At 65.9% G+C, this 26,196-nt stretch carries 29 protein-coding genes and 1 tRNA gene; 14 read left to right on the top strand and 16 right to left on the bottom strand.

What is annotated here, in order from left to right:
* Positions 1-119 precede the first annotated feature (119 nt).
* Complete coding sequence (locus tag GQY20_RS04245; protein WP_157215755.1) at positions 120-1,901, top strand: DEAD/DEAH box helicase; 1,782 nt, start codon at positions 120-122, stop codon at positions 1,899-1,901.
* Between the two features lie 11 nt (positions 1,902-1,912).
* A complete protein-coding gene (locus GQY20_RS04240; protein ID WP_157216158.1) occupies positions 1,913-2,371 on the top strand; it encodes a YaiI/YqxD family protein in 459 nt (152 codons plus the stop codon).
* A gap of 77 nt (positions 2,372-2,448) precedes the next feature.
* Here the strand turns inward: GQY20_RS04240 and GQY20_RS04235 are convergent, their stop codons facing one another.
* Positions 2,449-3,420: an LLM class flavin-dependent oxidoreductase gene (locus GQY20_RS04235; RefSeq protein ID WP_157215754.1), complete on the bottom strand. Its 972-nt coding sequence runs from the start codon at positions 3,418-3,420 to the stop codon at positions 2,449-2,451.
* A 203-nt stretch (positions 3,421-3,623) separates the two neighbouring features.
* On the opposite strand from GQY20_RS04235, the gene GQY20_RS04230 reads away from it, so the two are divergent.
* Positions 3,624-4,496, top strand: coding sequence for an LLM class flavin-dependent oxidoreductase (locus GQY20_RS04230; RefSeq protein WP_157215753.1), 873 nt, complete (start codon positions 3,624-3,626; stop codon positions 4,494-4,496).
* Between the two features lie 37 nt (positions 4,497-4,533).
* On the opposite strand, the gene GQY20_RS04225 is transcribed toward GQY20_RS04230, so the two are convergent.
* The 3 genes from GQY20_RS04225 to GQY20_RS04215 form a co-directional block, all read right to left on the bottom strand.
* Complete coding sequence (locus GQY20_RS04225) at positions 4,534-4,830, bottom strand: PqqD family protein (RefSeq protein ID WP_157215752.1); 297 nt, start codon at positions 4,828-4,830, stop codon at positions 4,534-4,536.
* 136 nt (positions 4,831-4,966) lie between these two features.
* Positions 4,967-5,902 carry a hypothetical protein gene (locus GQY20_RS04220; RefSeq protein ID WP_157215751.1) on the bottom strand — a complete coding sequence of 312 codons (936 nt, stop codon included), beginning with the start codon at positions 5,900-5,902 and terminating at the stop codon, positions 4,967-4,969.
* Positions 5,903-5,913: 11 nt separating this feature from the next.
* Positions 5,914-7,734: an asparagine synthase-related protein gene (locus GQY20_RS04215; protein ID WP_157215750.1), complete on the bottom strand. Its 1,821-nt coding sequence runs from the start codon at positions 7,732-7,734 to the stop codon at positions 5,914-5,916.
* A gap of 197 nt (positions 7,735-7,931) precedes the next feature.
* Between GQY20_RS04215 and GQY20_RS04210 the strand changes: the two genes are divergently transcribed.
* Both GQY20_RS04210 and GQY20_RS04205 read left to right on the top strand, forming a co-directional pair.
* Entirely contained in the window at positions 7,932-8,087 is a 156-nt protein-coding gene (locus GQY20_RS04210; protein ID WP_157215749.1) for a hypothetical protein, read from the top strand.
* A gap of 74 nt (positions 8,088-8,161) precedes the next feature.
* The gene (locus tag GQY20_RS04205; RefSeq protein WP_157215748.1) at positions 8,162-8,317 is read left to right on the top strand and encodes a hypothetical protein; all 156 of its coding nucleotides are present in this window, start codon (positions 8,162-8,164) and stop codon (positions 8,315-8,317) included.
* A 272-nt stretch (positions 8,318-8,589) separates the two neighbouring features.
* On the opposite strand, the gene GQY20_RS04200 is transcribed toward GQY20_RS04205, so the two are convergent.
* Positions 8,590-9,684, bottom strand: coding sequence for a branched-chain amino acid aminotransferase (locus GQY20_RS04200; RefSeq protein WP_157215747.1), 1,095 nt, complete (start codon positions 9,682-9,684; stop codon positions 8,590-8,592).
* A 66-nt stretch (positions 9,685-9,750) separates the two neighbouring features.
* Between GQY20_RS04200 and GQY20_RS04195 the strand changes: the two genes are divergently transcribed.
* Together GQY20_RS04195 and GQY20_RS04190 are read left to right on the top strand one after the other, a co-directional pair.
* Complete coding sequence (locus GQY20_RS04195; RefSeq protein WP_157215746.1) at positions 9,751-10,260, top strand: MarR family winged helix-turn-helix transcriptional regulator; 510 nt, start codon at positions 9,751-9,753, stop codon at positions 10,258-10,260.
* A 117-nt stretch (positions 10,261-10,377) separates the two neighbouring features.
* Positions 10,378-10,857, top strand: a complete 480-nt coding sequence (locus GQY20_RS04190; protein WP_157215745.1) for a hypothetical protein — start codon at positions 10,378-10,380, stop codon at positions 10,855-10,857.
* A gap of 142 nt (positions 10,858-10,999) precedes the next feature.
* On the opposite strand, the gene GQY20_RS04185 is transcribed toward GQY20_RS04190, so the two are convergent.
* The gene (locus GQY20_RS04185; protein WP_157215744.1) at positions 11,000-11,173 is read right to left on the bottom strand and encodes a hypothetical protein; all 174 of its coding nucleotides are present in this window, start codon (positions 11,171-11,173) and stop codon (positions 11,000-11,002) included.
* Positions 11,174-11,273: 100 nt separating this feature from the next.
* On the opposite strand from GQY20_RS04185, the gene GQY20_RS32780 reads away from it, so the two are divergent.
* A complete protein-coding gene (locus tag GQY20_RS32780) occupies positions 11,274-11,405 on the top strand; it encodes a hypothetical protein (RefSeq protein WP_269769718.1) in 132 nt (43 codons plus the stop codon).
* 488 nt (positions 11,406-11,893) lie between these two features.
* Positions 11,894-12,229: a hypothetical protein gene (locus GQY20_RS04180; protein ID WP_157215743.1), complete on the top strand. Its 336-nt coding sequence runs from the start codon at positions 11,894-11,896 to the stop codon at positions 12,227-12,229.
* A gap of 203 nt (positions 12,230-12,432) precedes the next feature.
* Here the strand turns inward: GQY20_RS04180 and GQY20_RS04175 are convergent.
* A tRNA-Gln gene (locus GQY20_RS04175) sits at positions 12,433-12,506 on the bottom strand.
* 132 nt (positions 12,507-12,638) lie between these two features.
* On the opposite strand from GQY20_RS04175, the gene GQY20_RS04170 reads away from it, so the two are divergent.
* Positions 12,639-13,691 (top strand): Ppx/GppA phosphatase family protein, encoded by a 1,053-nt coding sequence (locus GQY20_RS04170; protein ID WP_157215742.1) that lies wholly within the window; start codon positions 12,639-12,641, stop codon positions 13,689-13,691.
* A complete protein-coding gene (locus tag GQY20_RS04165; protein ID WP_157215741.1) occupies positions 13,688-14,386 on the top strand; it encodes an RlmE family RNA methyltransferase in 699 nt (232 codons plus the stop codon). The genes GQY20_RS04170 and GQY20_RS04165 overlap by 4 nt, the downstream gene beginning before the upstream one ends.
* 110 nt (positions 14,387-14,496) lie before the next feature.
* On the opposite strand, the gene dnaJ is transcribed toward GQY20_RS04165, so the two are convergent.
* Both dnaJ and dnaK read right to left on the bottom strand, forming a co-directional pair.
* Positions 14,497-15,651 (bottom strand): molecular chaperone DnaJ, encoded by a 1,155-nt coding sequence (gene dnaJ / locus GQY20_RS04160; RefSeq protein WP_157215740.1) that lies wholly within the window; start codon positions 15,649-15,651, stop codon positions 14,497-14,499.
* A gap of 69 nt (positions 15,652-15,720) precedes the next feature.
* Positions 15,721-17,622: a molecular chaperone DnaK gene (gene dnaK, locus GQY20_RS04155; protein ID WP_157215739.1), complete on the bottom strand. Its 1,902-nt coding sequence runs from the start codon at positions 17,620-17,622 to the stop codon at positions 15,721-15,723.
* Between the two features lie 169 nt (positions 17,623-17,791).
* Here dnaK and GQY20_RS04150 point away from each other — a divergent pair, with 169 nt between their 5' ends.
* Complete coding sequence (locus GQY20_RS04150; RefSeq protein ID WP_157215738.1) at positions 17,792-18,253, top strand: copper chaperone PCu(A)C; 462 nt, start codon at positions 17,792-17,794, stop codon at positions 18,251-18,253.
* A 72-nt stretch (positions 18,254-18,325) separates the two neighbouring features.
* Positions 18,326-18,805: a vgr related protein gene (locus tag GQY20_RS04145; RefSeq protein ID WP_157215737.1), complete on the top strand. Its 480-nt coding sequence runs from the start codon at positions 18,326-18,328 to the stop codon at positions 18,803-18,805.
* Positions 18,806-18,839: 34 nt separating this feature from the next.
* Here the strand turns inward: GQY20_RS04145 and grpE are convergent, their stop codons facing one another.
* From grpE to GQY20_RS04130, 3 genes are read right to left on the bottom strand one after another with little or no spacing between them, the layout of a single operon-like run.
* Positions 18,840-19,391, bottom strand: coding sequence for a nucleotide exchange factor GrpE (grpE, locus tag GQY20_RS04140; protein WP_157215736.1), 552 nt, complete (start codon positions 19,389-19,391; stop codon positions 18,840-18,842).
* Complete coding sequence (gene hrcA / locus GQY20_RS04135; RefSeq protein ID WP_157215735.1) at positions 19,388-20,434, bottom strand: heat-inducible transcriptional repressor HrcA; 1,047 nt, start codon at positions 20,432-20,434, stop codon at positions 19,388-19,390. Before hrcA ends, grpE begins: the two co-directional genes overlap by 4 nt.
* Positions 20,431-20,910, bottom strand: coding sequence for a DUF6438 domain-containing protein (locus GQY20_RS04130; RefSeq protein ID WP_157215734.1), 480 nt, complete (start codon positions 20,908-20,910; stop codon positions 20,431-20,433). The genes hrcA and GQY20_RS04130 overlap by 4 nt, the downstream gene beginning before the upstream one ends.
* 57 nt (positions 20,911-20,967) lie before the next feature.
* Between GQY20_RS04130 and GQY20_RS04125 the strand changes: the two genes are divergently transcribed.
* Positions 20,968-21,513: a nuclear transport factor 2 family protein gene (locus GQY20_RS04125; protein WP_157215733.1), complete on the top strand. Its 546-nt coding sequence runs from the start codon at positions 20,968-20,970 to the stop codon at positions 21,511-21,513.
* 154 nt (positions 21,514-21,667) lie between these two features.
* Here GQY20_RS04125 and GQY20_RS04120 read toward each other — a convergent pair whose 3' ends face one another.
* The 4 genes from GQY20_RS04120 to GQY20_RS04105 all read right to left on the bottom strand — a co-directional run bounded on the left by GQY20_RS04120 (position 21,668) and on the right by GQY20_RS04105 (position 26,117).
* Positions 21,668-22,792 carry an LLM class flavin-dependent oxidoreductase gene (locus tag GQY20_RS04120; protein WP_157215732.1) on the bottom strand — a complete coding sequence of 375 codons (1,125 nt, stop codon included), beginning with the start codon at positions 22,790-22,792 and terminating at the stop codon, positions 21,668-21,670.
* A 191-nt stretch (positions 22,793-22,983) separates the two neighbouring features.
* Positions 22,984-24,096, bottom strand: coding sequence for an NAD(P)H-dependent amine dehydrogenase family protein (locus tag GQY20_RS04115; protein ID WP_157215731.1), 1,113 nt, complete (start codon positions 24,094-24,096; stop codon positions 22,984-22,986).
* A gap of 36 nt (positions 24,097-24,132) precedes the next feature.
* Positions 24,133-24,885, bottom strand: coding sequence for an SDR family NAD(P)-dependent oxidoreductase (locus GQY20_RS04110; RefSeq protein WP_157215730.1), 753 nt, complete (start codon positions 24,883-24,885; stop codon positions 24,133-24,135).
* Positions 24,886-25,034: 149 nt separating this feature from the next.
* Entirely contained in the window at positions 25,035-26,117 is a 1,083-nt protein-coding gene (locus tag GQY20_RS04105) for an NAD(P)H-dependent amine dehydrogenase family protein (RefSeq protein ID WP_157215729.1), read from the bottom strand.
* Positions 26,118-26,196: the final 79 nt, after the last annotated feature.

The following is a 26,196-nucleotide window of genomic DNA, read 5'->3' as shown; positions in this document are numbered from 1 at the left end:
CCGAAACCGCTAGGGGGCGCGAACCGACACTTGCCGCGGGACGCGACCCGGGCCGAGTCATCGGACCGGCAGACGCCCTGAAACCCCACTGGTACGCCAGCATAGCCATATCGAGCCTGATGACCTTTCCCGATCTCCCCTCGCCGATTTCCGAAGCGCTGGCCGAACGCGGCTATGCCGAGCTGACACCCGTCCAGGTGGCCGTCGCCGAACCGGCCGCACGCGGCCGCGACCTCATCGTCTCGGCACAGACCGGTTCGGGCAAGACCGTCGCCTTCGGGCTCGCCATGGCGCAGGATCTGTTGGCGGAGGGCGCCCCCTTGCCCTCCGCCGGCGCGCCGCTGGCACTGGTGATCGCGCCGACGCGTGAGCTGGCGCTGCAGGTGAGCCGGGAACTGGGCTGGCTCTACGCGAAGGCGGGTGCGCGCATCGCTACTTGCGTCGGCGGCATGGATCCCTCCCGGGAGCGGCGTACGCTCGCACAGGGCGCGCATATCGTGGTCGGCACGCCGGGTCGCCTGCGCGATCATCTCGAACGCGGCGCCCTCGATCTCTCGTCCATCGCCTTCGTCGTGCTCGACGAGGCGGACGAGATGCTCGACATGGGCTTTCGCGACGATCTCGAGGAGATTCTCGACGCGACGGCGGAGGGACGGCGCACCCTGCTCTTCTCCGCCACCATGCCGAAGCCGATCATGGCGCTCGCCCGCCGCTACCAGCGCGACGCGCTGCGCATCTCGATGGTCGACGATCATCGCGGCCATGGCGACATCTCCTATCAGGCCGTCACCGTCTCGCCCGCCGACATCGAAAATGCGGTGATCAACCTCTTGCGCTTCCACGAGGCGGAGACGGCGATGCTGTTCTGCGCGACGCGCGACAATGTTCGTCATCTTCACGCGGCGCTGGTGGAACGCGGCTTCGCGGCGGTGGCGCTGTCAGGCGAGCACAGCCAGAATGAGCGCAACCATGCGCTGCAGGCGCTGCGCGACGGGCGCGCCCGCGTGTGCGTGGCCACCGACGTCGCCGCGCGCGGCATCGACGTGGCGACGCTGAGCCTCGTCATCCATGTCGAGATCCCGCGCGATGCCGAGGTGCTGCAGCATCGCTCGGGCCGTACCGGTCGCGCCGGACGCAAGGGCGTCGCTGTGCTGATCGTGCCCTATCCCCGCCGCCGGCGCGTGGAATCGATGCTGCGCGGCGCGCGCATCGCCGCAGAATGGGTGGACGTACCGACCCCCGAACTGATTCGCGCGCGGGACCAGGAACGGCTGATCGCTACGCTGATGGAGCCGATCGAGGCGGACGAGGACGAGCGGCAGCTCGCCGAGCGGTTGCTGGAGCAGAAGGACGCGGCCGAGATCGCCCTCGCGCTCGTGCGCGCGCATCGCAAGGCACTGCCCGATCCCGAGGAGCTGATCGACCTTTCCGCGCGGGACGGCGACGCGCGCCAGGCCAATGCCCATCATCGCGCCGGCTTCGATGACGTCGTCTGGTTCCGCATGGACATCGGCCGCCGCCACAATGCCGATCCGCGCTGGATCCTGCCGCTGCTATGCCGCCGCGGGCACATCACCCGCAACGAGATCGGCGCGATCCGCATCGGCGCAAGCGAGACCTTCTTTCAGGTGCCGCGTGCGATCGGGGCGAAATTCCGTTCGGCCCTGCAGCGCACCGCGCGCGAAGGCGCAGAAGACGAGAGCGGCATCCGCATCGAGCCTTCCGAAGCGCCGGGCGAGACCACGCGCGCCAATGCGCGCCGCTCCAACGACTCAGGCGATCGCGAGCGCGGCCATGATGCGCCACCGCGCCACGAGGCGCGCCCGCATCGCGGCAAGCCGCCCAAGGCCGGCCCGCGCGGCCATCGTCCCCGCCCGCTCGGCAAGGGCCCGCGCGGGTGACGGGCGCGGGCATCCGGATCCTGGTGGATGCCGATGCCTGCCCCGTGAAGGAAGAGATCTACAAGGTCGCCTTCCGGCACGGCACCGGCGTCGCCATCGTCAGCAACAGCCATTTGCGCGTCCCGGCCCATCCGCAGATCGAGCGGATCGTGGTGAGCGACGCGTTCGATGCGGCTGACGACTGGATCGCGGCGGCCGCCGGCCCACGCACCATCGTAGTCACGGCGGACATATTGCTGGCGGATCGCTGCCTGAAGGCAGGCGCCGCGGTGCTGGCCCCGAACGGCAGGCCCTTCACGACCAACATGATCGGCAGCGCGATCGCAACCCGCGCGATCATGGCCGATCTGCGTGCCGGCGGCGACATCATCGGCGGCCCGCCCGCCTTCAGCAAGGCGGACCGGTCGCGCTTTCTCTCCGCACTGGACGAGCAGATCGTACGGCTGATGCGGACGGCCGCGCGGGGCTAGAACGATTTCGAAGCAGGCGGATTCACCCACCGGCTCGGAAATCGCGATAAAGAAGCCGGAGCGAAGGCGAGTTCACGTCATCCCGCTGCCACGTGCGGCAGCACCTTTTCGACGAACAGCCGCAGGCTTTCCCAGCCGACCGCGGGATCGAGCCCCGCGACGAGCGGATGGAACATGACGGAGACGTCGGCGCGCAACATCGCCATACATTCGTCCGGCGTCACGACCGAATAGGTGCCCGTCGCCTTCACCGCCTCCAGCGTGGCCGCATAGGAATAAGCGCCCGTCACCTGCTGCGCATTCTGCCATTTTCCGTAGCTCTCGGTCTCGTGCAGCGCGTGGCGGCCGATCCGATCCCAGGTCGCCTCGGGATCCTCGGTGACGAAGACCGCGGCCGGTCCGGTCGGGCCCATCGGTTCCCAGGAGCGGCCGAGCCGCCGCGCCTCCTCCACATAGATGCGGTGCAACGCCGGATCGTGGGTGATGAAGCCGTCCGCAAGCCGCCCGGCTCGCTTCGCCGCCACCGGCTTCGCACCGCCCATATAGATGGGCAGATGCGGACTGGCGGGCCGCGGCGTCACGCGCACCGTGCGCCCGCGAAAGTCGAAGGGCTCGCCCGTCCAGGCGGCGCGCAAGGCCTGGATACACTCCTCTACCGCCCGGCCGCGCGTCGCGAAATCGCGGTCGAACATGTCGAATTCGGCCGGCACATAACCGCCAACCGCGACCAGCGCCGTGCGCCCCTTCGAAATGATGTCGAGCACCGCCAGTTCCTCGGCGAGGCGCAACGGATCGTGCAGCGGCACGACGATGGCCGACAGGTTCAGCCGGATCCGCTGCGTGCGCGCGGCGATCGCGGCGGCCAGCGTGATCGAGGACGGGCAATAGCCATCCTCGACGCCATGATGCTCCGCCAGCGAAACGGCGGTGAAGCCGTGCGCATCGCCATAGGCCGCCATCTCGATCGCCGCTGCGTACAGTGCCTCCCGCGGCGCGCCCCAATCGGGGCAGCGCATGTCGAAACGGAGCTGGATGGGGGGCAGCGTCATGGCATCGCTCGTTAAGGACGTAGGAAAAGACCATCATGGCTGCGTCCGGCGGGATGCCCGACCCATAATCCGAGACAATCGTGGCGAAGCGGCCACAACACCGCCCGCATTCGAGACGGCCAATTCTGTCCGAAGCCGCTTGACGATAACAAGGCCACCACGATCCGGAGAGATCATCCGGAGCCGGCGGGGAGAGCGGGCCGATGAAATTTACGCTGAGTGTGGGCTTCTGCCCGGTCGATCATTATCTGCCGCTCGCAATGGCCGGCGACGCCAGCGGCTGGAACGCGGTCAGCGTGCCGGACGGGCTCTTCTACTTCACCCAATCCTCGCCCTATCCCTATTCGGCCGACGGACACCGTTTCTGGCCATCCGACACGCCCTTCCTCGATCCCTTCGCGGTGGTGGCGGCAATGGGAGCGGTAACGCAGCGGATCGCCTTCTACACCAACGTGCTCAAGCTTCCCGTGCGCCACCCGCTGCTGGTCGCCAAGGCCGCAACCTCGGCGTCGGCCCTGACCAAGGGCCGCTTCGGACTGGGCGTCGGCCTCAGCCCGTGGAAAGAGGATTTCGACGTGTTGGGGGAGGATTGGCGCAGCCGCGGGCCGCGATCGGCCGAAATGGTGGAGATCATCCGCGGCATCTCGCGCGGCGGGCGATTCGAGCATGAAGGGGAGCATTATACGATCCCTTCGATGGAAATCTCGCCGGCGGCGGTGGATCCCTTCCCGATCTATTTCGGCGGGCTGGTCGATGCTGTCTTCCAACGCGCCGCGCGGCTCGGCGACGGCTATATCTGGTGGGAAAACGCCAAGAGTGGGCTTGCCGATTTCCCGGCGATCGTCGCCGCGCTCCGCGACTATCTGGCCGCAAACGAACGCAAGGCCGACGGCTTCGAAATCAAGGCCTTTCCGAGCTCGACCAAGGTCGACGATCTGCGCCGCCTGGCGGATGCCGGAATGACCGACCTGATCGTGATGCCCTGGTATTTCTACGCGGGCGACCCGAACGATCTCGGCTTCCGGATCGACTGCGTCCGCCGCTTCGCCGAGGATCATTTCGCGCTGTTCGGATAAGGCCGCCAGCCGGAGGCGCGCCCGTCGACCGTGATGCTCAGGCCTGGATGCCGATCAGCGCTTCCCGGGCCAGTTCGTGGAGGAAAGCGGTGGTGTCCTCCTCGACCGCTGCCGCATCGCCGCGAAACTCCCTGGCCAAGGAGGTGCACAGATCGCCGACGCGCGTCGGCATCTCGATTGCATCCCAGATGCGGCGGCCTATGCTGTCGAGGCCTACATAGCGGCCCGTCTCCACATTCAGGATCACCAGTTCCTCGTCCACGCACGTGGCCGGCATGTCCGGGTTGCGGACCACGATGGTATCCGGACCGATCGCTGCTTGTCGAATTGTCATATCCTCATCCCGTCCGTTGATTGCCCCGCTCACGAAAGCCCGCCGTCTGTAATTTCTCGTGGATGGCAGCAGACCGACCCCGCGCCGGCCTGAGAGAATCGGTCCCCCGCTGCATCGATGTCATCGGCGCAGCGCATCAATCGCCGCCGATCGCGGCCAGCACCGCGTCCATCGTCCAATCGCCATCGGGGCGCACGATGCGCAGCATCTCGATATCCTGCAGTGCGCGCGACACGAGCAGCACCCGCCCCGCCACCGTTTCGGCCAGATAGGGGCCGTAGACGCTGTGCATGAGCAGCGGCAGCTTCGCCCGCCCCGTCACCCGCTCCACCTGCACGGCGGCCCCGGAGCCGCGTTCGAGATGGACGATCCGGCACAACCGCCGCGCCGAGCGCACGTCGTCGATGCGCGCGGGCACGGCCATTTTCATGCGATGCCACGCATTCTGCCTCAGGCCCTGCGTGTCGAGGCCCAACGCCTGCGATGCCCCTTCGAAAAGCGCGACATGGCGCCCGCCGGCCGGGATCTCGATGCCGCCGCTTGCATCGAGGCGCAGCGCGCTGATGTCATCGGTCTGCAGCGGCCAGCCCCGATCAGCCAGGGCGGCGGCGGTGGTCGATTTGCCGGCGCCGGATTCTCCGCAAAGCAGCACGACACCACCAGGCGAGACGACCCCCGAGGCATGCAGCACGAACAGATCACGCTGCCGCAACAGCGCGGCGAGCACGGGATGCAGCAGGATGTGGCGAAGCAGGGCCTCGTCGCAGCCGGCGACGGGCGCGAAGACGATGCGCTCGCCCCGTTCGGCCAGGAACCTGCCGACGGCGGCGCTGCGATACAGATAGGCCGCGGCGGTCATATCCTGCATCGCATCCGAAAAGCCCGGCGCATCGAGCGCGGCGGGAACCGACCCCGCTCGCACGATGACATCGGGCACGTCCGCGGGATCGGCCGGCTCCAGTTCCGGGCAGTCGAAGGGAAGCGCCAGCACGAGGCCGTGAGCGCGGTGGAGATGCGGCATCGCCTCGTCCCTTGCGGGCTGCCCGGCCGGTGCCGCGGCTTTCTCGTCCATCGTGCGGCGCCTCAATATCGCGTGCCGAAGCCGTTGACGAACAGGCCGGCCATCAGGCCGCGCATCAGCACCGTCGTCGCCAGATCGAGGATCCGGCTTCCCTCCTCGCTCTGGAGGCGCTGCCAGACGGTCCGCATCCACGCTACGTCCACATAGGCCGCGCCCGCCCCGCGCTCCACATCATCGAGCGCATCCTCCATATCAGCGGGAAAGCGCCGCAGGCGGGGCACGAGATCGCTGAGCTGTCGGCCCATCATGCGATTGAGGCGCACTTCCTCGGGCAACCGGCCCTTCATCGCCTCTCGGATCAGCCAGCGGCGCATGCCCGTCTCCGGATCCACATAGATGCGGTCGGGCACCGAAAAGCAGAATTCGAGCAATGCGGGATCGGCGGTGGGATCGGCCATCGTTATGCCTGTCGCTTCGCCAAGTTCGGCGAAGACGGCGCCAACCTTTTGGGAGCCCGGCCGGATGAAACGGAAGCGCTCCTGCCGTGGAGTCGGATAGGCGCCTTCGACGGGATCGTCGAGCCGCCGCTCGCGCAGCCTCATCCGCCGGGCGAATTCCGGGTGGATGGCCGATGTGGGAAAATCGCGGGGCATGCGGAGCCCGCGATAGAGGCGTTCCACCGGCCAGGGCAGCATGCGGCGCGCCCGCAGCCTCGCCATGCCGCCAAGCCCGTGGCGGGACCGCTCGTGCCGCAGCGGCAGGGACGTCAAATCTCCGCTCCAGGATATGCCGCCATTGCCCAATTGTCCGATCAACAGCACTTCATTGCCGTCTCGCGCGGCGGTGCGCAGCAGATCGAGCATCCAATAATAGGCCGCCGCAGCGTGCTGAGGCTCGCGCGTGATGGCGAGCACCTCGCGCATGGCAGCGACGGGCGATGCATCCGCCGCCTCGATACGGCGGAGGTCGATCGTGCCGGCGGCTCGGGCGGTGACGGCGGCCAGAGGATATTCGTCGCCGATGGTCGCTCCCATGAACGGCGCCGGATCATGCACCGGGACGGACACATAGGCCGGCAACCGCCTGCCGCGCGATGCCAGGAACGGCGCAGCGGTGACGGCCACCGATCCGGAATCGAGCCCGCTGCTCAGCGTCGTGGCGACGGCGCCGGAGGCGGGCACGCGGATGCGGACAGCCTCGTCGAACAGTTCGCGGAAGCGGACGACATAATCCTCCCGCCGCGGCAGCTTCGCCTCCCAAACATCCTCGAGGCGCCAGTAATAATGGATTTCCAGCCGATCCGGCGTCACGCGCAGCCAATGCGCGGGCGGCAACCGCGCTATCGATTTATCGGTGGTTCGGCTCCCATGGTGGGCGGGCCATGAAATCAACGTCTGGGCGACATACAGCTCGTCCAGCACCGCAGGCGCCAGATCCAGCGCCATCAGATCCTCGCGCGCGGTGGCGAAGGCGAAAACGTCCGGGCCGTCATGATAATAGAGCGCGCTACTGCCCAGCCGGTCGCGCGCCAGAAGGAGGCTGGTCGCGGACGCGTCCCACATTGCGGCGCACCAGTCACCCTGGATCCGCTCGCATGCCGCCGCTCCCCAACGCGCAAAAGCATCCCGCAACAACGCTACATCGTCGAGCACCGTTGGGCCGCATTCGAGGGCGCGGGCCAACTCCACCCGGTTATGCACCGTGCCCCATCCGATGACTGGCACCGCGCGATCGTCCGCAGCACCAGCCGCATCCCCCCAGAGCAAGACCCGCTCGTCGGCATAGACCGGCGGGCCTCGACGCGTGCGGCCGACCGCCTCGAGGCGCGTGCGCAGACCATATGCATCGTTGCCACGAAGAAAAAAACCGAAGAGCCGCCCCATCGGGGTCGCATAGCCGACAGTTGACGGCGTGGCGAGACAATCATCGCCACGAAGCGGAATTATCGGCCCAACAGAAAGAGTTGATACCGATCAACCGCTGTGGCTATATCGTGAAGCATCCGTTGCGGAGCAAGGCATAATGCAATGGATGAGGCTTGGGGTTGTAGGCCTAGGTCAGTTTTGAAGGGACAGGGGACATGGATAAGCTTGAATCGAAAGATCCGACAGCGTCTGGCGGCGAAGCGCGGTGGCGCCGGCCCAGCCTGGCCGTCGTCGCAATCGAGGAAATCACGCTGCTCGGCAAGCTCGGATCGAGCCTCGATTTGGACATGGAAAACAACTTCTCGGAATGATCGGCGATCGAACGCCTCGCAACGGACGAGGCTTGAGGTTGTTGGCTTAGGCCAGTTTTGAAGGGACAGGGGACATGGATAAGCTTGACTCGAAAAATCCGACTGCATCTGGCGGCGAAGCGCAGTGGCGCCGGCCCATCCTGACCGTGGTCGCGATCGAGGACATCACGCTCGGCAAGCTCGGATCGAACCTCGATTTGGACATGGAAACCAATTACGCGCCGGATTGATTGGCGATCGAATGCTTCGTCGCCGTCCGTCACTGACGGCGCGGCGACGATATCATTCATCCTTGACGCGAACTGCAGCGTGCCGCTCCCAAGGTGACATGTTTGGCGCCGCCGCGCGGGCACGGTTGTACGTTAGCGATAACGCTTGGTCTCGCGACGGGAGATAGCCCGTCATCGCCGCTCAGTTGTGGTCGACGGGCTATCCGAACACACCCCAGCACGCTGGCAACATCGGGACGAGTGCGGTCCCGGCGGAAGCCTCCCGTCCGTGCTTAGAACAGGCGCTTCACCCAGCCATGCGGATCGGCGGCTTCGCCGCGCTGGATCGCGACGAGCTTAGCGCGCAGTTCGGACGTCAGCACGCCCGGGCCGCCATTGCCGATCTTGAAATCCACGCTGGTGCCTCGCACCGCGCCGATCGGCGTCACCACCGCCGCAGTGCCGCAAGCGAAGGCTTCCCGCAGACGTCCGCTCTCGGCATCCGCCTTCCACTGGTCGATCGAATAGCGCTCCTCGCGCACCGCGATGCCAGCGTCGCGGGCGAGCGTCATCAGCGAATCGCGCGTGATGCCGGGCAGGATGGTGCCGAGCGGCGGGGTAAGCATCGATCCGTCCTCGAATACGAAGAAGACGTTCATCCCGCCCAGTTCCTCGACCCACTTATGCTCGGCAGCGTCGAGGAAGACGACCTGGTCGCAGCCCTGCGCGATCGCCTGGCTCTGCGGCAGCAGGCTTGCGGCATAGTTGCCGCCGCACTTGGCAGCGCCTGTGCCGCCCGGTCCGGCGCGGCTGTAATCGTCCGACACCCACAGGCTGACCGCCGGCGCGCCGCCCTTGAAATAGGCACCCGCCGGCGACGCGATGACCATGTAATAATATTCGCTGGCCGGCTTCACGCCCAGGAACACCTCGCTCGCGAACATGAACGGCCGCAGATAGAGCGAGCCGCCCTCCACCGTCGGGATCCAGCTGCGATCCGCCTCGACGATCGCGCGGATCGACTCGAGGAACAGTTCCTCCGGGACTTCCGGCATGGCGAGGCGGCGCGCGGAATCGGCGAAGCGGCGCGCATTGGCTTCGGGACGGAACAGCGAAACATTGCCGTCGGGCATGCGATAGGCCTTGAGGCCTTCGAAAATCTCCTGCGCATAATGCAGCACGGCGCAGGCGGGATCGATCGCGATCGGGCCACGCGGCTTCACCTGTGCATCGTGCCAGCCCTTGTCGACGGAATAGCGCACCACCACCATGTGATCGGTGAAGATCTTGCCGAAGCCGGGGTCCGCGATCAGGCGCGTACGCTCTGCGTCGGATACCGGCGCCGGATGCGCCTGGACTTCGAAGGGAAGGGTCAGCGCAGTCGCCATCGCGTCCTCTTTTTCCTCGTCTGATCGGGTTGCGCGTGATTAGTCGCGGTGGCAAGATACGTCAACATGGCTGCCCAATTTCCCTCCGAAACGCCGCGGGCCGCATCGCCGCTGTTCCTGCGCGAACCGGAGATACGACGCGGCATCGAGCTGCTCTATTTCGGCTACAGCCACTTGCTGCGCGGCATCGACGAGGGGCTGGCGAGCCAGGGCCTCGGCCGCGCCCATCACCGCACACTCTATTTCATCGCGCGTCAGCCCGGCCTCAAGGTCAGCGACCTGCTGCGCCTGCTCGGCATCACCAAGCAATCGCTCGGCCGCGTTCTGGGCGAGCTCACGACCCGCGACCTCGTCGAAACGCGCACCGGCGAAGTGGACCGGCGCCAGCGGCTGCTGTTCCTGACGCCCGAAGGGAAGGCATTGGAAGCCGAATTATTCGAATCGCTTCGCGAGAAACTGTCGGCGGCCTATGCGCAGGCCGGCCAGGGATCGGTCGCCGGTTTCTGGCAGGTGCTCGAAGGATTGATCCCGGCGGAGGAACGCAAACGCGTCGCCGCTCTCCAGCGCGAGGGCTGACAGCCGGGGACAGCGTCCTCCGCGCCCGCCATTTGCTCCAAAACAGAGCATTACCCTCGCTTTTCGAAGAGAGCCGGCGCAAGGAGGGCCAAAGAACAAAAGGGGGAAATGCACGAGATGATGCTTCGATCGACGGGAATCGCCCTGGCATTGGCCGTCGCGCTTACGGGTTCGCCCTCGCAGGCGGCGGACGGGGCGCAAGTCTATGCGCTTACCGGCACCTGCGGCGTGATGACGATCGATGGCAATGATCTCGCCTCGCAATGCGACGGCAAGCTCGTCAGCTTCACGACGCCCAATGGCCGAGTCGGCTTCATCTTCACTGTCGGCGACATGATGCTGACCTTTTCCGGCCGCGGCGAAGACCAGACCAGCCTTGCGGGCGAGCGGGCCTCCCAGCCGATCGACACCATCCGCCTCGCGCATCCCGACCAGGATCCCGAGAAGCTCGACACCCGGCCCGGTTCGGGCACGTGCGTCTATGGCAATCCGTTCGCGCGTGCGATGACCGTGTCCTGCACCGTCACCGCCCAGCAGCAGCTCTATCGTGGAGAGTTCGTGACAGATGGAACGCCGCCGGCCGGCGGTGCGATGTAATCCGCTTCCAAGCCTTTGCAGCATGCCGTCCCGACGTCTGGCGCATGCGGCCGGCCAAGCGCGCGCGGTCTTCCTTCAGTGAAGGCAGACGGCCGGCTCCCCACGTCATCGCGCAATCCCTAGCGCGACGGCATGGGATGGATCACACCGGCACCGGGCTCGCCGCAGGCGTCTTGCTGGCCGTCATGATGCCGAGCAGCGCAAGGCCGGTGACGGCGCCATATTTGCCAAGCTTGCCCAGCGCGGCACGACGCGTATCGTCCACGCCACTCTCGGTCTCGCCCGTCTCCGTCTGATCCCGCGGCTGATCGGCCATCTTATATCTCTCCTGATATGTCGAGGCGGGAAGAAGATCAGCTAACCGCAAGAAAGTCCACCGATTTGGTACGCAGAACGGTCGAACCGAAAGTCGTGCGATGCTGCTCACGATGCCCTTTGCCCAATTTGCCAAGACGGACGCGCTCATCGACGGATATATTTACGGCATCCGCCTGACCGGCTCGTCCGGCCCCGGCCAGCTGTGCAGTGTAGGCACCATACAACGCTGATCGCCGGGCGCTTAAGGACAAACTGCTACCGTGGCATTGCTCCGCTTCGCAGGCATAAATGCGTTTTTTTGTGGGATCCGCCAGATCTTAACGGCGTGCGCGATTACGTGATCGAGCCTGCCGCTGAGCCCGCCTCTTATTGTATCTTTCGGTTGATGCTGAACGCATAGCGGCGTCGCCGCGTTTGGCTTTGTTTTTCCAAAACCTTCCGGCGAAGTATTTGCCGACATCACCCGCGAAGGACACCAGAAGGTCTTTCAAGACATCTTGGATCATGAACGTGAGATATGACGTCGCACTGCTGTGAGCAACTTTGCCCTGGCTATGTCCGCCAACGGGGCGCTTCGGCTCGCCGACCATCGCCGTGGCACGGTAAAACGCAGATACTTTAAATCATTCCCCCCAGCGCTTGACCGACTCGGATTCCACGTTCCATATTTGTTCTCATTCACCATCATGGCGACCGAACTGCAATCTGGAGCAAAGCCGTGGAGCAAGGAGATTCCGTGCACGATAACTCGCGCCCGCTTAACCTCATTCGACAGAACCCGCTCAGCCCGTGGGTGTCCGGCTTTCTTCGCGACGCGACCGAACAGGCCCTCGAAGAGATGTGGGCGCTGGGCGCGGAGAATCTCTGCGGCTATCGGGATGACGCCTGTGGGGATGCGGCGCGCAGGCTGATTGCTGCGATCGAGGACGAGCTACGTCGCCGTGGCAGCCATAGCCTTCTGCTCCCCGAGAACATCGATGCGATACTGACGCAGCGGCATCTTTCGCTCACCGAAATGGCCACGCCAGTGCGCCGCCTAGCCCTCTTCCCATGAGACAGCAGCTTGCCCTACTCTGCTCAACCCAGTGGCTCCGCATGCCAAGTGACGGAGCAAATCGGCGGCCCCGATTCGCGACAGCCGTACCGCTAGAAATGTGGCTAGGAAGCTAATGTGAAAGCCGGCCCTAGGATTGGCGCGGATCTCCCGACCGAGTGCCCACGCACAAACTGCTGAAGAGGCCCTTCGGCGCGCCGATGTGGATGCCCCGCGAGGATTCGAACCTCGATTGACGGAGTCAGAGTCCGTAGTCTTACCTTTAGACGACGGGGCAATCGGAAGCGCGCAGATAAGGGGATGAGGGCGGGCTGTCAACGCCGCTCCACTTGCTCGTCGCGCAGTCCGTGGCTAGTCTCGGCGCCAAGTACCGACGGCGCTCGCCGGCGGAAAAAATGAGTGCATATGCATGGTGCAAGGTTTCGCGACTGCGCCGCCCAGGCTCGGCCATGCGCCGTCCGGTGCGGCCCCCTCCCCTCCTGTCCATGCGGGCTTCTCGCGCCGCACCTACGCGGCTCTGGATCTCGGCACCAACAATTGCCGCTTGCTGATCGCCCGGCCGGCGCGCGAGGGCTTCGTGGTGGTCGATGCCTTCTCCCGAATCGTTCGATTGGGCGAAGGCCTGTCCGGCAGCGGGCGTCTGAGCGAAGCCGCGATGGACCGCGCGGTCGCCGCGCTCGCTATCTGCGCGGAGAAGATCCGCCGGCGCCATGTCTCGCTGGTCCGTTCGGTCGCTACCGAGGCTTGCCGCCGCGCCGACAACGGCCGTGCGTTCGTGGAACGCGTCTATGCCGAGACGGGCCTCGCGCTCGACATCATTCCTCCACGTGAGGAAGCGCGGCTGGCGGTGATCGGTTGCCACGCGCTGCTCGAGCCTGGCGACGGGCCGGCGCTGATCTTCGATATTGGCGGCGGTTCGACCGAACTGATCCTGATCGATGATCGTGGCGGCGAGCCAGCCATATTGGATTGGTACAGCGCGCCCTGGGGCGTCGTCTCGCTGACCGAAAGCGAGCCGCGCGATGCCCCCACGCGCGAGGAACGGTTCGCTGCCTATCAGCGCATGCGTGCGCGCATCGCCGACGAGTTCGGTGGGTTCGCCAAGACGCTCGGCAAGCACCATATCGCGCCTGTGCGGCTGCTCGGTACGAGCGGCACGGTCACCACGCTGGCGAGCCTGCATCTCGGCCTGCCCAATTATGATCGGCGCGCGGTGGACGGTCTCGTCGTGCCTGCCACGGCCATGCGCGACATCAGCGGCCGGCTTTCGGCGATGTCGGTCGCCGAGCGGGCGCAGCTTCCCTGCATCGGCGGCGAACGGGCGGATCTTGTCGTCGCAGGCTGCGCGATATTGGAGGCTATTCTGGATATCTGGCCTGCCGAACGGCTCGGCATTGCGGATCGCGGCATTCGCGAGGGAATTTTGCGCACGCTGATGGCTCGCGGCGGCCGCCTCGCATGAGTCGGGGCGGTTCCGGCGGGCGCCAGCGCGTACGCACAGCCCGCAATCGCAGCGCGGCGTCGACCCGTTGGCTGGAGCGCCAGCTCAACGATCCTTATGTACGCCAAGCGAAGGCGGAGGGCTATCGCAGCCGCGCCGCCTACAAGCTGATCGAGCTGGACGAGCGTTTCGGCCTGCTCGGCGGCGTGCAGCGCGTCGTCGATCTCGGCATCGCACCGGGCGGCTGGGCACAGGTGGTGCGCAAGAAGATGCCCAAGGCAGTGGTGGTCGGCATCGATCTGCTGCCTGTCGCCCCGATCGAGGGCGTCACCCTGTTCCAAATGGATTTCATGGACGATCGCGCGCCGGACCTGCTGGCGGAGGCGCTCGGCGGCCAAGCCGATCTCGTGCTGTCCGACATGGCTGCCAACACCATCGGCCACGCCAAGACCGATCATCTGCGTACCATGGCGCTGGTCGAGGCGGGCGCGGATTTCGCCGGCCAGGTGCTGCGGCCGGGCGGCGCCTATGTCGCGAAGGTGCTGGCGGGCGGCGCCGACAATGATCTGGTCGCGACGCTCAAGCGCATGTTCTCCAGCGTCAAGCACGCCAAGCCGCCGGCGAGCCGCAAGGATTCGTCCGAATGGTATGTGATCGCGCAGGGCTTCAAGGGCCTCGCTCATCCTCCCCGGAACGGGGAGGGGGACCACCCGTAGGGTGGTGGAGGGGTTCCCGCGCACAACGGGCGACACCTCTGCAGTGAGCGGGCCCCCTCCACCGCCTTCGGCGGTCCCCCTCCCCGTTCCGGGGAGGATGAGTACGCCGTTTATTCCGTCAGATCGTCCCACATCGATTTGAGCTTCGAAAAGAAGCCGGAGGATTGCGGGCATTCCTCGCCCGTCTCGAGCTCACGGAACTCCTCCAGCAATTCCTTCTGGCGCTGCGTCAGCTTGGTGGGCGTCTCGACGTCGATCTGCACCACCATGTCGCCATGGCCGCGCCCGTTGAGCACCGGCATGCCCGCGCCGCGCTGGCGCAGCTGCTTGCCCGACTGGATGCCAGCCGGAATGCGGATATCATAGGCCGCCTTGTCGAGCCCCGGCACCCTGATCGTGCCGCCGAGCGCCGCCGTGGTGATCGATACCGGGCAACGGGCGAACAGGGTGGTGCCGTCGCGCTGGAACACCGGATGCCGCGCGACATGGATGAAGATATAGAGATCGCCCGCGGGTGCGCCGCGCGCACCGGCCTCGCCCTCCCCGGTCATCCGGATGCGGGTGCCTTCGTCGACACCCGGCGGGATCTTTACGGAAAGCGTCTTCTCGCGATCGACACGGCCCTCGCCGCGGCAGCTCGGACAAGGATCGGCGATCGTTTGTCCCTGGCCCATGCACGACGGGCAGGTCCGCTCGACCACGAAGAAGCCCTGCTGAGCCCGCACCTTGCCGGCGCCATTGCAGGTGCTGCAAGTGCGCGCCGCGGTACCCGCCTTGGCGCCGGTACCCTGACACGGTTCGCATGACTGCGAGACATCGATCTCGATCTCCGCGGTCTTGCCGTGAAAGGCATCCTCGAGCGTGATCTCCATGTCGTAGCGCAGGTCCGCACCGCGGCGCACGCCGCCGCGCTGGCCGCGGCCACCGCCCATGAATTCGCCGAAGATATTCTCGAATATGTCGGAAAAGCCCGAAAAGTCCTGAGGTCCGCCACCGGCCCCGCCGCCGTTCTGGAACGCCGCATGGCCGAAGCGATCATAAGCTGCACGCTTCTGCGGGTCTTTCAGGCAGTCATAGGCCTGGCTGATCGCCTTGAAACGCGCTTCCGCTTCCTTGTCGCCGGGATTGCGGTCCGGATGGTGCAGCATCGCGAGCCGCCGGTAGGACGACTTGATAGTCTTGTCGTCCGCCGTGCGCTCAACCTCGAGCAATTCGTAAAAATCGATATCAGCCACACTGCCCCCAGGCGCTGGTCCGCGCCGCATCCCAAGCCGTCACCCCAGCTTTCGCTGGGATCACGGGCAACGGACGGCGACGCGGACGATTACGCACCGTTACGCTTTGTTGTCGTCCACTTCCGAGAATTCGGCATCGACGACGCCGTCATCCTGCGCGGAGCCCGCGCCGGCACCAGGAGCTGCCTGGCCGGCCTGCTCCTTCTCGTAGATCGCCTGGCCGAGCTTCATGGCGACCTGCGCCAGCGCCTGCGCCTTCTCGGTCATCGCGCCGGCATCGCCGCCCTCGACCGCCGATTTGGCAGCGGCGATCGCGGTCTCGATCTCGGCCTTGAGCGAGCTGTCGACCTTGTCGCCATGCTCCTGGAGCTGGCGCTCGGTGGTGTGGATCAGGCTCTCGGCATTGTTCTTGGCTTCCGCCGACTCGCGCCGCTTCTTGTCCTCTTCGGCGAAACGCTCGGCATCCTTGACCATCTGGTCGATGTCGGAATCCGAGAGGCCGCCCGAGGCCTGGATGCGGATCTGCTGCTCCTTGCCGGTGCCCTTGTCCTTGGCGCTGACGTTGACGAGGCCGTTCGCGTCGATGTCGAAGGTGACCTCGATCTGCGGCACGCCGCGCGGCGCTGGCGGGATGCCGATCAGGTCGAACTGGCCGAGCAGCTTGTTGTCCGCGGCCATCTCGCGCTCGCCCTGGAAGACGCGGATCGTGACGGCCGACTGGTTGTCGTCGGCGGTCGAGTAGGTCTGCGACTTCTTGGTCGGGATCGTCGTGTTGCGGTCGATCATGCGGGTGAACACGCCGCCCAGCGTCTCGATGCCGAGGCTCAGCGGAGTGACGTCGAGCAGCAGCACGTCCTTGACGTCGCCCTGTAGCACGCCGGCCTGGATGGCGGCGCCCATCGCGACCACCTCATCCGGGTTCACGCCGGTGTGCGGCTCCTTGCCGAAGAAGCTCTTCACCACCTCGCGGACCTTCGGCATGCGGGTCATGCCGCCGACGAGCACGACCTCGTCGATGTCGCCCGCCTTCATGCCGGCATCGGCCAGGGCCTTCTTCACCGGCTCGATCGAGCGCTGGATCAGCGGCTCGACGAGACGCTCGAGATCCGAGCGGCTGATCGACTTGACGAGGTGCTTCGGGCCCGTCGCGTCGGCGGTGATGAACGGCAGGTTCACTTCGGTGGTCTGCGCCGAGGACAGCTCGATCTTCGCCTTCTCGGCGGCTTCCTTGAGCCGCTGCAGCGCGAGCCGGTCCTTGGTGAGATCGATGCCCTCGGCCTTCTGGAAGTCGGCCGCCAGATATTCGACCAGCTTGGCGTCGAAATCCTCGCCGCCGAGGAAGGTGTCGCCGTTGGTCGACTTCACCTCGAACACGCCGTCGCCGATCTCGAGCACCGAGATGTCGAAGGTGCCGCCGCCGAGGTCGTAGACCGCGATCGTCTTGCCGTCATTCTTCTCGAGGCCATAGGCGAGCGCGGCCGCGGTCGGCTCGTTGATGATGCGCAGCACCTCGAGGCCGGCGATCTGGCCGGCATCCTTGGTCGCCTGGCGCTGGGCGTCGTTGAAATAGGCCGGAACGGTGATCACCGCCTGGGTGACGGTCTCGCCCAGATAGGCCTCCGCCGTCTCCTTCATCTTCTGGAGTATGAAGGCCGAGATCTGCGAAGGGCTGTAATCCTTGCCGCCCGCCTGCACCCACGCATCGCCATTGGCGCCGCGCACGATGTGGTAGGGCACCAGCTCGGTGTCCTTCTTGGTGATCGGATCGTCGAAGCGGCGGCCGATCAGGCGCTTCACCGCGAAGATCGTGTTGTCCGGATTGGTGACCGCCTGGCGCTTCGCCGGCTGGCCGATCAGGCGCTCGCCGTCCTTGGCGAATGCGACGATGGAGGGCGTGGTACGCGCGCCTTCCGCATTTTCGATCACCTTCGGCTTGCCGCCTTCCATGACGGCGACGCAGCTGTTGGTCGTCCCGAGGTCGATGCCGATAACCTTTGCCATATTATCCTCTTCACACCCCAATATGATTGCGGGATCCGCTGCCCCCCTCGAAACCCAAGCGAAGGTCGCGGAGATTCACGTAGACCGGCGATATAGGGGCGGTTTGCGTTGCTGCAAGCCGGATGCACGCGTAAGGCCATGCCGGATTTCAAGCCGGAGTGACTGGCCCATGCGCCGTGCAGCAATCGCCCTCGTCCTGCCCTTCGCCCTCGCCGCCTGCCACAAGGAGGCCAAGGTGCGGCAGATTTCGGTGGAAAAGGCATGGGTTCGGCTGAGTGCAGTACCCGGCCGGCCGGCCGCGGCCTATTTCACCATCAAGGGCGGCAGCATCCCCGACACGCTTGTCCAGGTCAGCGCAAATCCCGTCGCCACGATCGAATTGCACGAGGGCGGCAAGATGGACGGCATGATGACGATGAAGCCGATCGCGTCCGTCCCCATCCCCGCGGATACCACCGTCCGGTTCGAGCCGGGGGGCAACCACGCCATGCTGTTCGGCGTGGATCCCAAGGTGCAGCCGGGCGTGAAGCTGGCGCTTTCATTCAAATTCGCCACGCTTCGTACCTTCGTCGTAGCGGCACCGGTGGTCGGCGCGGCCGATCCTGCGCCGGAGGGGAGCGGTGCGAACTAGGCCGATCCGCGACGGCGGCAGGGGCGATGCCCATCCTTCCCGAAAGCGGGAGGATGAAAGACCCGGCGGCACATGATTCGGCGCAATCGCTGCGGACCGTCCAGCCGACCCCTGACCGTGGCCGAACGCGCCCTCGCCGCAGAGATCTTCCGCGAGGCGCTCGCATATGATCGGGTGCGGATCCACCGGCGCTGCTGGTGGCCTTTGCAACCGCGCAACGTGGTGATGGCGCCGGACGGCGATATCTGGTTCCATCCCGAAGGCGGCCTGTGGCGCGCCGATTTCGGTGCCGCGCCGCTGCCCCTCCAGGGTCTGTTCATCCATGAGATGACGCATGTCTGGCAGGCGCAGCGCGGCGGCAGCTGGTATCTGCCGCTGATGCGCCACCCCTTCTGCCGCTACGCCTATCGGATGAAACCCGGCAAGCCCTTCGCCGCCTATGGCATCGAGCAGCAGGCCGAGATCGTGCAGCACACCTGGATGATGCGCCGGGGGCTTGCCGTGCCCTGCGCCGCGACGGCCGCCGAGCATGAGGCGATATTGCCTTTTTAGCCCTCTCCCGCATCGCGGGAGAGGGGGAAGTGGGTCACCCCGCCTTGGCGACGCTCACCAGCGCCGGCCGCAGCAGCCGATCCTTGATCAGATAGCCGGCCTGGAGCTCCTGCACGATCGTGCCCGGCTCTGCCTCGCTCTCTACCTCCAGCATCGCCTGATGGCGGTTGGGATCCAGCTTTCCGCCGAGCGCCTCGATCTTCGAGATGCCGTGACGCTGGAATACGTTCTCCAGCTCCTTGCCGGTCATCTCGAGACCCGTGACGAGCGGCTTCATCTTCTCGTCCTCGCGCAGCGCCTCGGGAATCGCGGCGAGCGCGCGGGTCAGATTGTCCGCAACCGAAAGAATGTCGCGCGCGAAGGCAGTGGCGGCATAAGCCTGCGCATCGGCCTTCTCCTTCTCCAGCCGGCGGCGCACATTCTGCGTCTCGGCCTGGGCGTAGAGCACCTCGCTCTTCAGTTTCTCCAGCTCCGCCTCGAGCTTCGCGAAGGGCGCCTCTTCCGCAGCCGCCTCGGCCTGGGGCGCGGCTTCGGCCGGCTTGGTCTCGTTGATCTCGTTATCCTGGGTCGTCGTCTCGTCAGTCATGCCATCAATCTCGTCAGTGCCTGAGCGGTGAAATCCACCATGGGAACGACGCGCGCATAGTTCAACCGCGTCGGCCCGATCACGCCAACGACCCCTACCACCTGGCCGTTCGCATTGTGATAGGGCGCCGCTATCACGGATGAGCCGGAAAGGGAGAATAGTTTGTTCTCCGATCCGATGAAGATCTTCATCCCCTGCCCCGCGCGGGCGCCGTCCAGCAGGCGGGCAATCTCCTCCTTGTCCTCCAGCTCGTCGAGCAGCTGGCGTACCCGCTCCAGATCGGCGGCCGCGACAGTGTCGATCAGATTCGCCTGCCCACGCACGATCAGCACGGGGCGCGAGGCGCCGTCCTCCGACCAGACGGCGAGGCCGCGCGCGATCAGCTCCGCGGCCACCGCATCCAGCGCCGCCCGGCCCTGCCGGATCTCGGCGGCCAGCCGCGCCTGTGCCTGCGCGAGTGTCAGCCCCCCCAGCCGCTCGCTCATATAATTGGCCGCCTCGCCCAGCATCGCCGGGGTCATGCCGGCGGGCAGATCGACGACGCGATTCTCGACCGTTCCGTCATTGCCCACCAGCACCGCCAGCGCCTGCTCGCGCGAGAGGGGCACGAAGCCGAACTGGCGCAGCACCAGCTCGCGCTTCGGCACCAGCACGATGCCCGCACAGGCGGAAAGGCCGGACAGCGTGGCGGTCGCGGCGGCCAGCGCGTCCTCGATCGGCCCGCCGCCGATCAGCCGCTGCTCGATCGCCGCGCGCTCCTCGGGCAACGGCTCGCTCGCCTGCATCATGCCGTCGACGAACAGGCGCAGGCCGGTCTCGGTCGGCATCCGGCCGGCCGAGGTATGCGGCGCGGCGAGCAGGCCCAGCTCCTCCAGATCCTGCATGACGTTGCGGATCGAGGCGGGCGAGAGGTTGAGCCCGGCCAGCTTGGAAATGGTGCGCGAACCGACGGGAATGCCCGTGCCGAGATAGCTCTCGACGACGAGACGGAACACGTCCCGTGCGCGGGTGGAAAGCTCCGTGATCGAAGGGCTCGTCGTCATGGCGCTCTGATGAACGCGGCTATCGGCAGCGCGTCAACCGCATGGCGCAATGCATCCGCCATCACCGCATATTTCTCCCGGTCGCATCCATAATAATAATGCAGATGGGCGCGCCCAGGTTCGTCCCAGCGCACGTCGACCGACGGCATGTCGGTGGCCATCCGCCCGCAGAGCGGCGGCGCCGAATAATCCACCTCGCCCGATTTGGGGCGATAGGGGGCGAGCGCCGCCTCGAACGCCGCGAACTGGGCGGGCGTGACGGTGAAGCTCTGCGGACCGGTCGCGCCAGTGAAGCGGCGGCCCTCGAAGCGGCCGGCGCCGTCCGACGAGACGGTGACGCTGTAGACCGGGCATGTGCCGAAGCAGGCGCCGGTCTCATAGGTGATGGCGCGAATCGGGGCGGGCACCGGCGCAGGCCCGGTCGAAGCGCATCCGGCGAGCAGCGAGGCAGCGATCACAAAGACTTTTCGAAGCATGGACGAAATCTAGGCATAGGAAGGAGCGGACTCAATGCCGGTTTCGGGAGCAGGATCATGGCCAGGACGCTCTATCCCCATGTCGTCGACGCGCAGGAAGCAGCGGACATCGTCGCCCTGCAGCAGCTGGTCTGGACCTATTGCCGCGCGGTCGACCGACGCGACCTGGCGTTGTTGCGCAGCCTCTATCATGACGACGCGATCGACGATCATGGCACCATGTTCCGCGGCGGCCCGGACGACTATATCGCCTGGCTGCCCTCCATGCTCCAGCGCTGGGAGGCGACCTTGCACATGATCGCCAACATGGTGTTCGTCGTCGACGGCGACATGGCGGAAGGCGAGTTGGTCGTAGTGGCGACGCACCGCACCCCGCCGCCCGATTCGCGCGCGCTGACCGCGACGGGGCGCTATCTCGATCGCTATGCGAAGCGCGACGGGATCTGGCGTTTCCTCCATCGCTCGCTGGTGCTCGACTGGGGCGATGCGGCCGCGATCTCGGCAGCAAGCCTGCGGCCGCCGCGGCCGGGGACGGTGGTGGGCCGGCCGGATCGCGAGGATCCGTCCTACAGCGCGCTGCCGATGCTCGCGCGGATACCGTGACGCCTCATCCTCCCCGGAACGGGGAGGGGGACCATGCGTAGCATGGTGGAGGGGCCGCCGCCATCAACCAGCGTGTCGTGTGCGGTGAGCGATGGCCCCTCCACCATTCGCTTCGCGAACGGTCCCCCTCCCCGTTCCGGGGAGGATGAGAAAGTCACTGCCCCCTGAAATGCGGGATCACATGGTTCCCCAGGTTGCGGATCGTCTCCATCGTCGCCTCGTGCGGGATGGTGCCCATCTGGACCAGGAACAATATCTCGTCCGCGCCCGCGTCCTTCAGCCGCTGCACCTGACAGATCGCATCGGCGACAGTGCCATAGGCGTCGTCCTCGACGTGGAAGTTGAGCGTGTGCAGCTCGGTGACCTCGATCTTCTCCTGGCCGAGGAAGGCGACGAAGCGCTCCTCGTCCTTCTTGAGTTCGCGGATCGTCGCCTCGGGATCGAGATCGTCGGTGCTGGGCGGCGGACCACCGCCGTACCAGTGGTTGATCGATTCGGCGAAGAAGCGCTGGCCGCGCAGGCCGATGCGGCGCGCCAGCTCGCGATTCTCGAGGATGATCGTCGGGCAGAGCGCGGCGAGATGCTCGTTGGGGCGATAGCCGACCTGATCCTCGGCCTTCCGCTCGGCGAAAGCCTTGCGGTAAATGGCGTTCTTGCGGGCCACCTCGTCCGGCCCGGAGAAGCCCATCACCAGCGCGCCCAGCCCACGGCTGCCCGCCACCTCCAGCGCCTCGTCGCGCGTGCAGGCCATGTACATCGGCGGGTGCGGCTTCTGATAGGGCTTGGGGTTGATCGGCCGGTTGGGGATGGTGATCAGGTCGCTGTGATGCTCGAACTCCTCCTGCATCCACATCTTCGGGATCATGTACATCGATGCGTCGACCTGCGCGGTGATCTGGCTCATCTCCGCGCCGAACGCGCCGGCTTCCTGGACGGTCGATCCCTTGCCGACGCCGAAATGCATCCGGCCCTTGGAGAGTATGTCGAGCGTCGCGACGCGCTCGGCCACCTTGATCGGATGGTTCATATTGAACGGCAGGCAGACGACGCCATGGCCGACATGGATGCGCTTGGTGGCGCCCGCCACGAAGGCGAGGAAGCTCTCGGGCGCGGAGAGATGGGCATATTGCCTGAGGCAATGATGCTCGACCGACCAGATGCAGTCGAAGCCCAGCTCCTCCGCCAGCAGACACTGCTCGATGATGTCGTGGAACGCCTGCGCCTCGGCCTCGCGCGAGGTATCCACCATTTGCGCTTCGTAGATGATCGAGAATCTCACTGCGTCTCTCCCCGCATCGTTCGGCCTTGGGATGATCGTCCAGCGCCACCAGGCATCACGGACGGTGATCTATCTCAGCCGTTCATGCTGAGCTTGTCGAAGCACTTTCCTTTTTGCCTTCAACCGCTTTCTTTGAAGAAGGGAGTGCTTCGACAGGCTCAGCACGAACGGCGTGTCGGTATCGTCCCGCCTCAACCCAAAGGCCTGCGGAATGCACCCTGGCTGCCGATCGGCGGCAGATCCAGGAAGGTCCTCACCCCCGGCGCGGCATCGACGACATAGGGGATGCCGTTGATCGCATGCACCGCGGTGGCGATCAGCGCGGCATCCTCGCTGCCCTTGAGATAGTCGGGCGAGTCCGGATTGAAGCTCTTGGCCGTCGCCACCTTGCATTGGAAGGAGGGCGATCCCTCAACCGTGATCGTCCATTCCACCATGCCCGAGGTCGAGACGTCCCAATTGGGCGTCAGGTCCGCGCCGAGCTTCCAGGCGGTGGCCAGGCGGATGCGCCGCTCGCCGCCGATCACGCCGAAATATTGGAAACGGCGGCAGGCGATAGTGTCCTTCTCGATCACCCGGCCATTGGGCAGGGTGATCGGCACGTTGGTCGTCGCCCAGTCGTGGCCATGCTCGATCCGGTCGAGCGTCACGCCGAGATGGTCGCAGATCATCCGGATGGACTCGCTGAAATAATCGTCCATCCCGCTCAGGAAAGTGTCCGGCCCCTTCACATCCTCCGGGCGGCTGCCGAAATCGGTGTGGGTGAACATGATCTCGGGCGCAGCCATCGCATAGACGGTGACGTCGGAGATTTCCTGCACGTTGATGTGCGTCGCCTGGTGGACCACGCCCGAGATGGTGATCGCCATCAGGTCGCTGATGAAGGCGGGGTTGATGCCCGATCCGTGAAAGGAGACGCCGCCTTCCTTCGCGGCGTCGTTCAATGTGTCGAACACCGCCTGGCCATAATAAAGCGGGTAGACGTTGCTCGCGATGGTCACGACGTTGACGCCCTTGCGCAGCATCGCCGCGACCTCGTCATAATCGGTCATCCGCGGGCAATACATGACGCAGTCGGCGCGATCGAAGGGCAGCGCGTCGATATCCACCGTCACCGGCACGCCGATCGGGCCGACGCCGACCAGCTCGCCCGCATCCCTGCCCGCCTTCTCCGCCGAGAAGGCTTTCACCGCGATCACCTCGAACATCGGATTGCTGAGCATCTCGCGCAGCGCGATCGAGCCGACGCCGCCGAGGCCCCACTGGATGATCCTGATCGGGCCGCCCGCCTTGGTCTTCGCCATTCCGCCTCTCCATCTTGTCTTGGGTTTCGGCGCCGCTCAGCCCATGAAGGTCAGCCCGCCGTCGAGCATGAAGGTGCAGCCGGTCATGTAGGCGCTGTCGTCGCTCGCCAGGAACGCGATCGGCCGGCCGATATCCGCCTCGGGATCGCCGATCCGGCCGAGCGGGATGAACTGGACGAGCTGGTCGTGATCGGTGGGGTCGGCGTCGTTGGCGGGGCTTTCGACCATCGGCACCGCCACGTTCACGCGGATCCTGTCCTTGCCCCATTCCACCGCTGCGGCACGGCTGATCGACCGGATCGCGGCCTTGACGCCGGCATAGACGCCGTAATTGGCCGGCCCGAACTCCGCGCCGCTGCCGAAATTGATGATGCTGCCGCCGCCGGCCTTCACCATGTGCGGATGGACGAGGCGCATGAAGGCGAGCGTCGCCGCCGCGCCCGACCGCCACAGCTCGTCGACCACCGCCGGGTCGATCTCGAGCAGCGGCGCGGTGCGCATCTCGGGCGACTGGGCGGCATTCACGAGGATATCCAGCCGGCCAAAGCGTTCGATCGCGAGATCGATCGAGCGCCGGAGATCCGCCTCCACCGTCACGTCGCCGCCGAACGCCACCGCCTTGCCGCCGCGCGCATCGATCTGCGCGGCGACCTTCTCGACCTTGGCAAGGGTCCGCCCGAACAGGATCACCGCGGCGCCCTCCGCCGCCAGCGCCAGCGCGGCGCCCATGCCGGCGCCCTGCCCCGCGCCGGTGACGATCGCGACCTTGCCGTCCAGCTTCCCGTTCATTCGCTTATCCTTTTATCGTTGTCGGCCGCCCTGTCCGTCATGCTGACGAAAGTCAGCATCCATTGACGCTCCGCCTGCATTTTCGAGGGAGCGCGAATGGATCCTGACTTTCGTCAGGATGACGGTGAAGAAGAGAGTTCATCGCAGCCTTACGAATCATACTTGCTCCACGCGATATCCCCGCGCGGCTCGACCGCGTGCTTGGCCTTCAGCGTCGGCATGTCGAGGATGCTCTTGAAGCCCGGCGAGGCCTCGACCACCTCGTTGATCGCGTTGGTGACGAGGTTGGCGGTCCACACGAGGCCATCCTCGGCGGGCACCTCGCCGAGCGGATGGATCTCGGAGCGGACGCCCGGCGAGCCCTCGATCTCGACGACATAGTTGAGCCCCGTCATGGGATAATCCCATTTCTTGTCGAGCTTGTCGGCCATGCGCCAATAGGTCTTGCACTCGATGATCGTCTTGCCGTCGGCGATCGCCTCATAATTGAAATGCTGCCCGCCGACGCGGCCCGCCTTGATCACGCCGGCCGAGGTCGGGCTGTCCTCCAGGGTCAGCGCATATTCGTGGCGCGTGCGATATTCGTCGATCCGCCAGCCGAGCCCCTTGGCCACGGTCTGCATCGTCTCGATGAAGATCTTGCTCATCGTCTCGAGCAGATAGGGCGGCGTGTTGTCCGCCGTCTCCTTGTCCATGTCGAAGCCGAGGGCATGGACCATGTCCGGGCTCTCGCTCATCGTCGCCATGCTGACCAGCTCGTAGATGGTGACCTTGGTGATCTTGTTGCAGAGCGCGGAGAGTACCAGCACCTGCCGGTCGCCCGAGAAGCCGGGATGGATGCCCGAGGCGAACAGGGTCGACTGACCCTTCGCGCAGGCCGCATCGATGCGCTTGCGGCGCTCGGTTCCCTCGACGAGGTAGAAGAAGCCGGAAGGGGTGATCAAGTCCTTGCCCGAGGCGAGGATGTCGCACATGTCGTCGAGATCGACGAACAAGGGCGTGTAGAGCACCACGTCGGCGTCGGTGTCGAGGATCGCCTGCTTGTCGATCCGCGCGGTGACGCCGACCGGGCCGGTGCCGAGAATATCGCCGACATCCTTGCCGTCCTTGGCCTCGGAGAAGACCTTGACGCCGGCGAGCTCGAGGTCCGGCCGGCGCAGCGTCTCGTTGATATTGTACTTGCCGATCGCGCCCGTGCCCCACTGGATCACGCGAATGGGTTCGTTGGCCATGTTCCGTCCTCTCGCCTCGTTCGTCTTTGCGGCAGATCGCCGTTGTCCGGGGCATATTTCCTTCCGGAGCCGATCCTGG

It is taken from the genome of Flavisphingomonas formosensis (genome assembly GCF_009755815.1).
GTDB classification, from domain to species: domain Bacteria; phylum Pseudomonadota; class Alphaproteobacteria; order Sphingomonadales; family Sphingomonadaceae; genus Flavisphingomonas; species Flavisphingomonas formosensis.
This window is presented reverse-complemented; position numbering and strand designations above follow the sequence as displayed.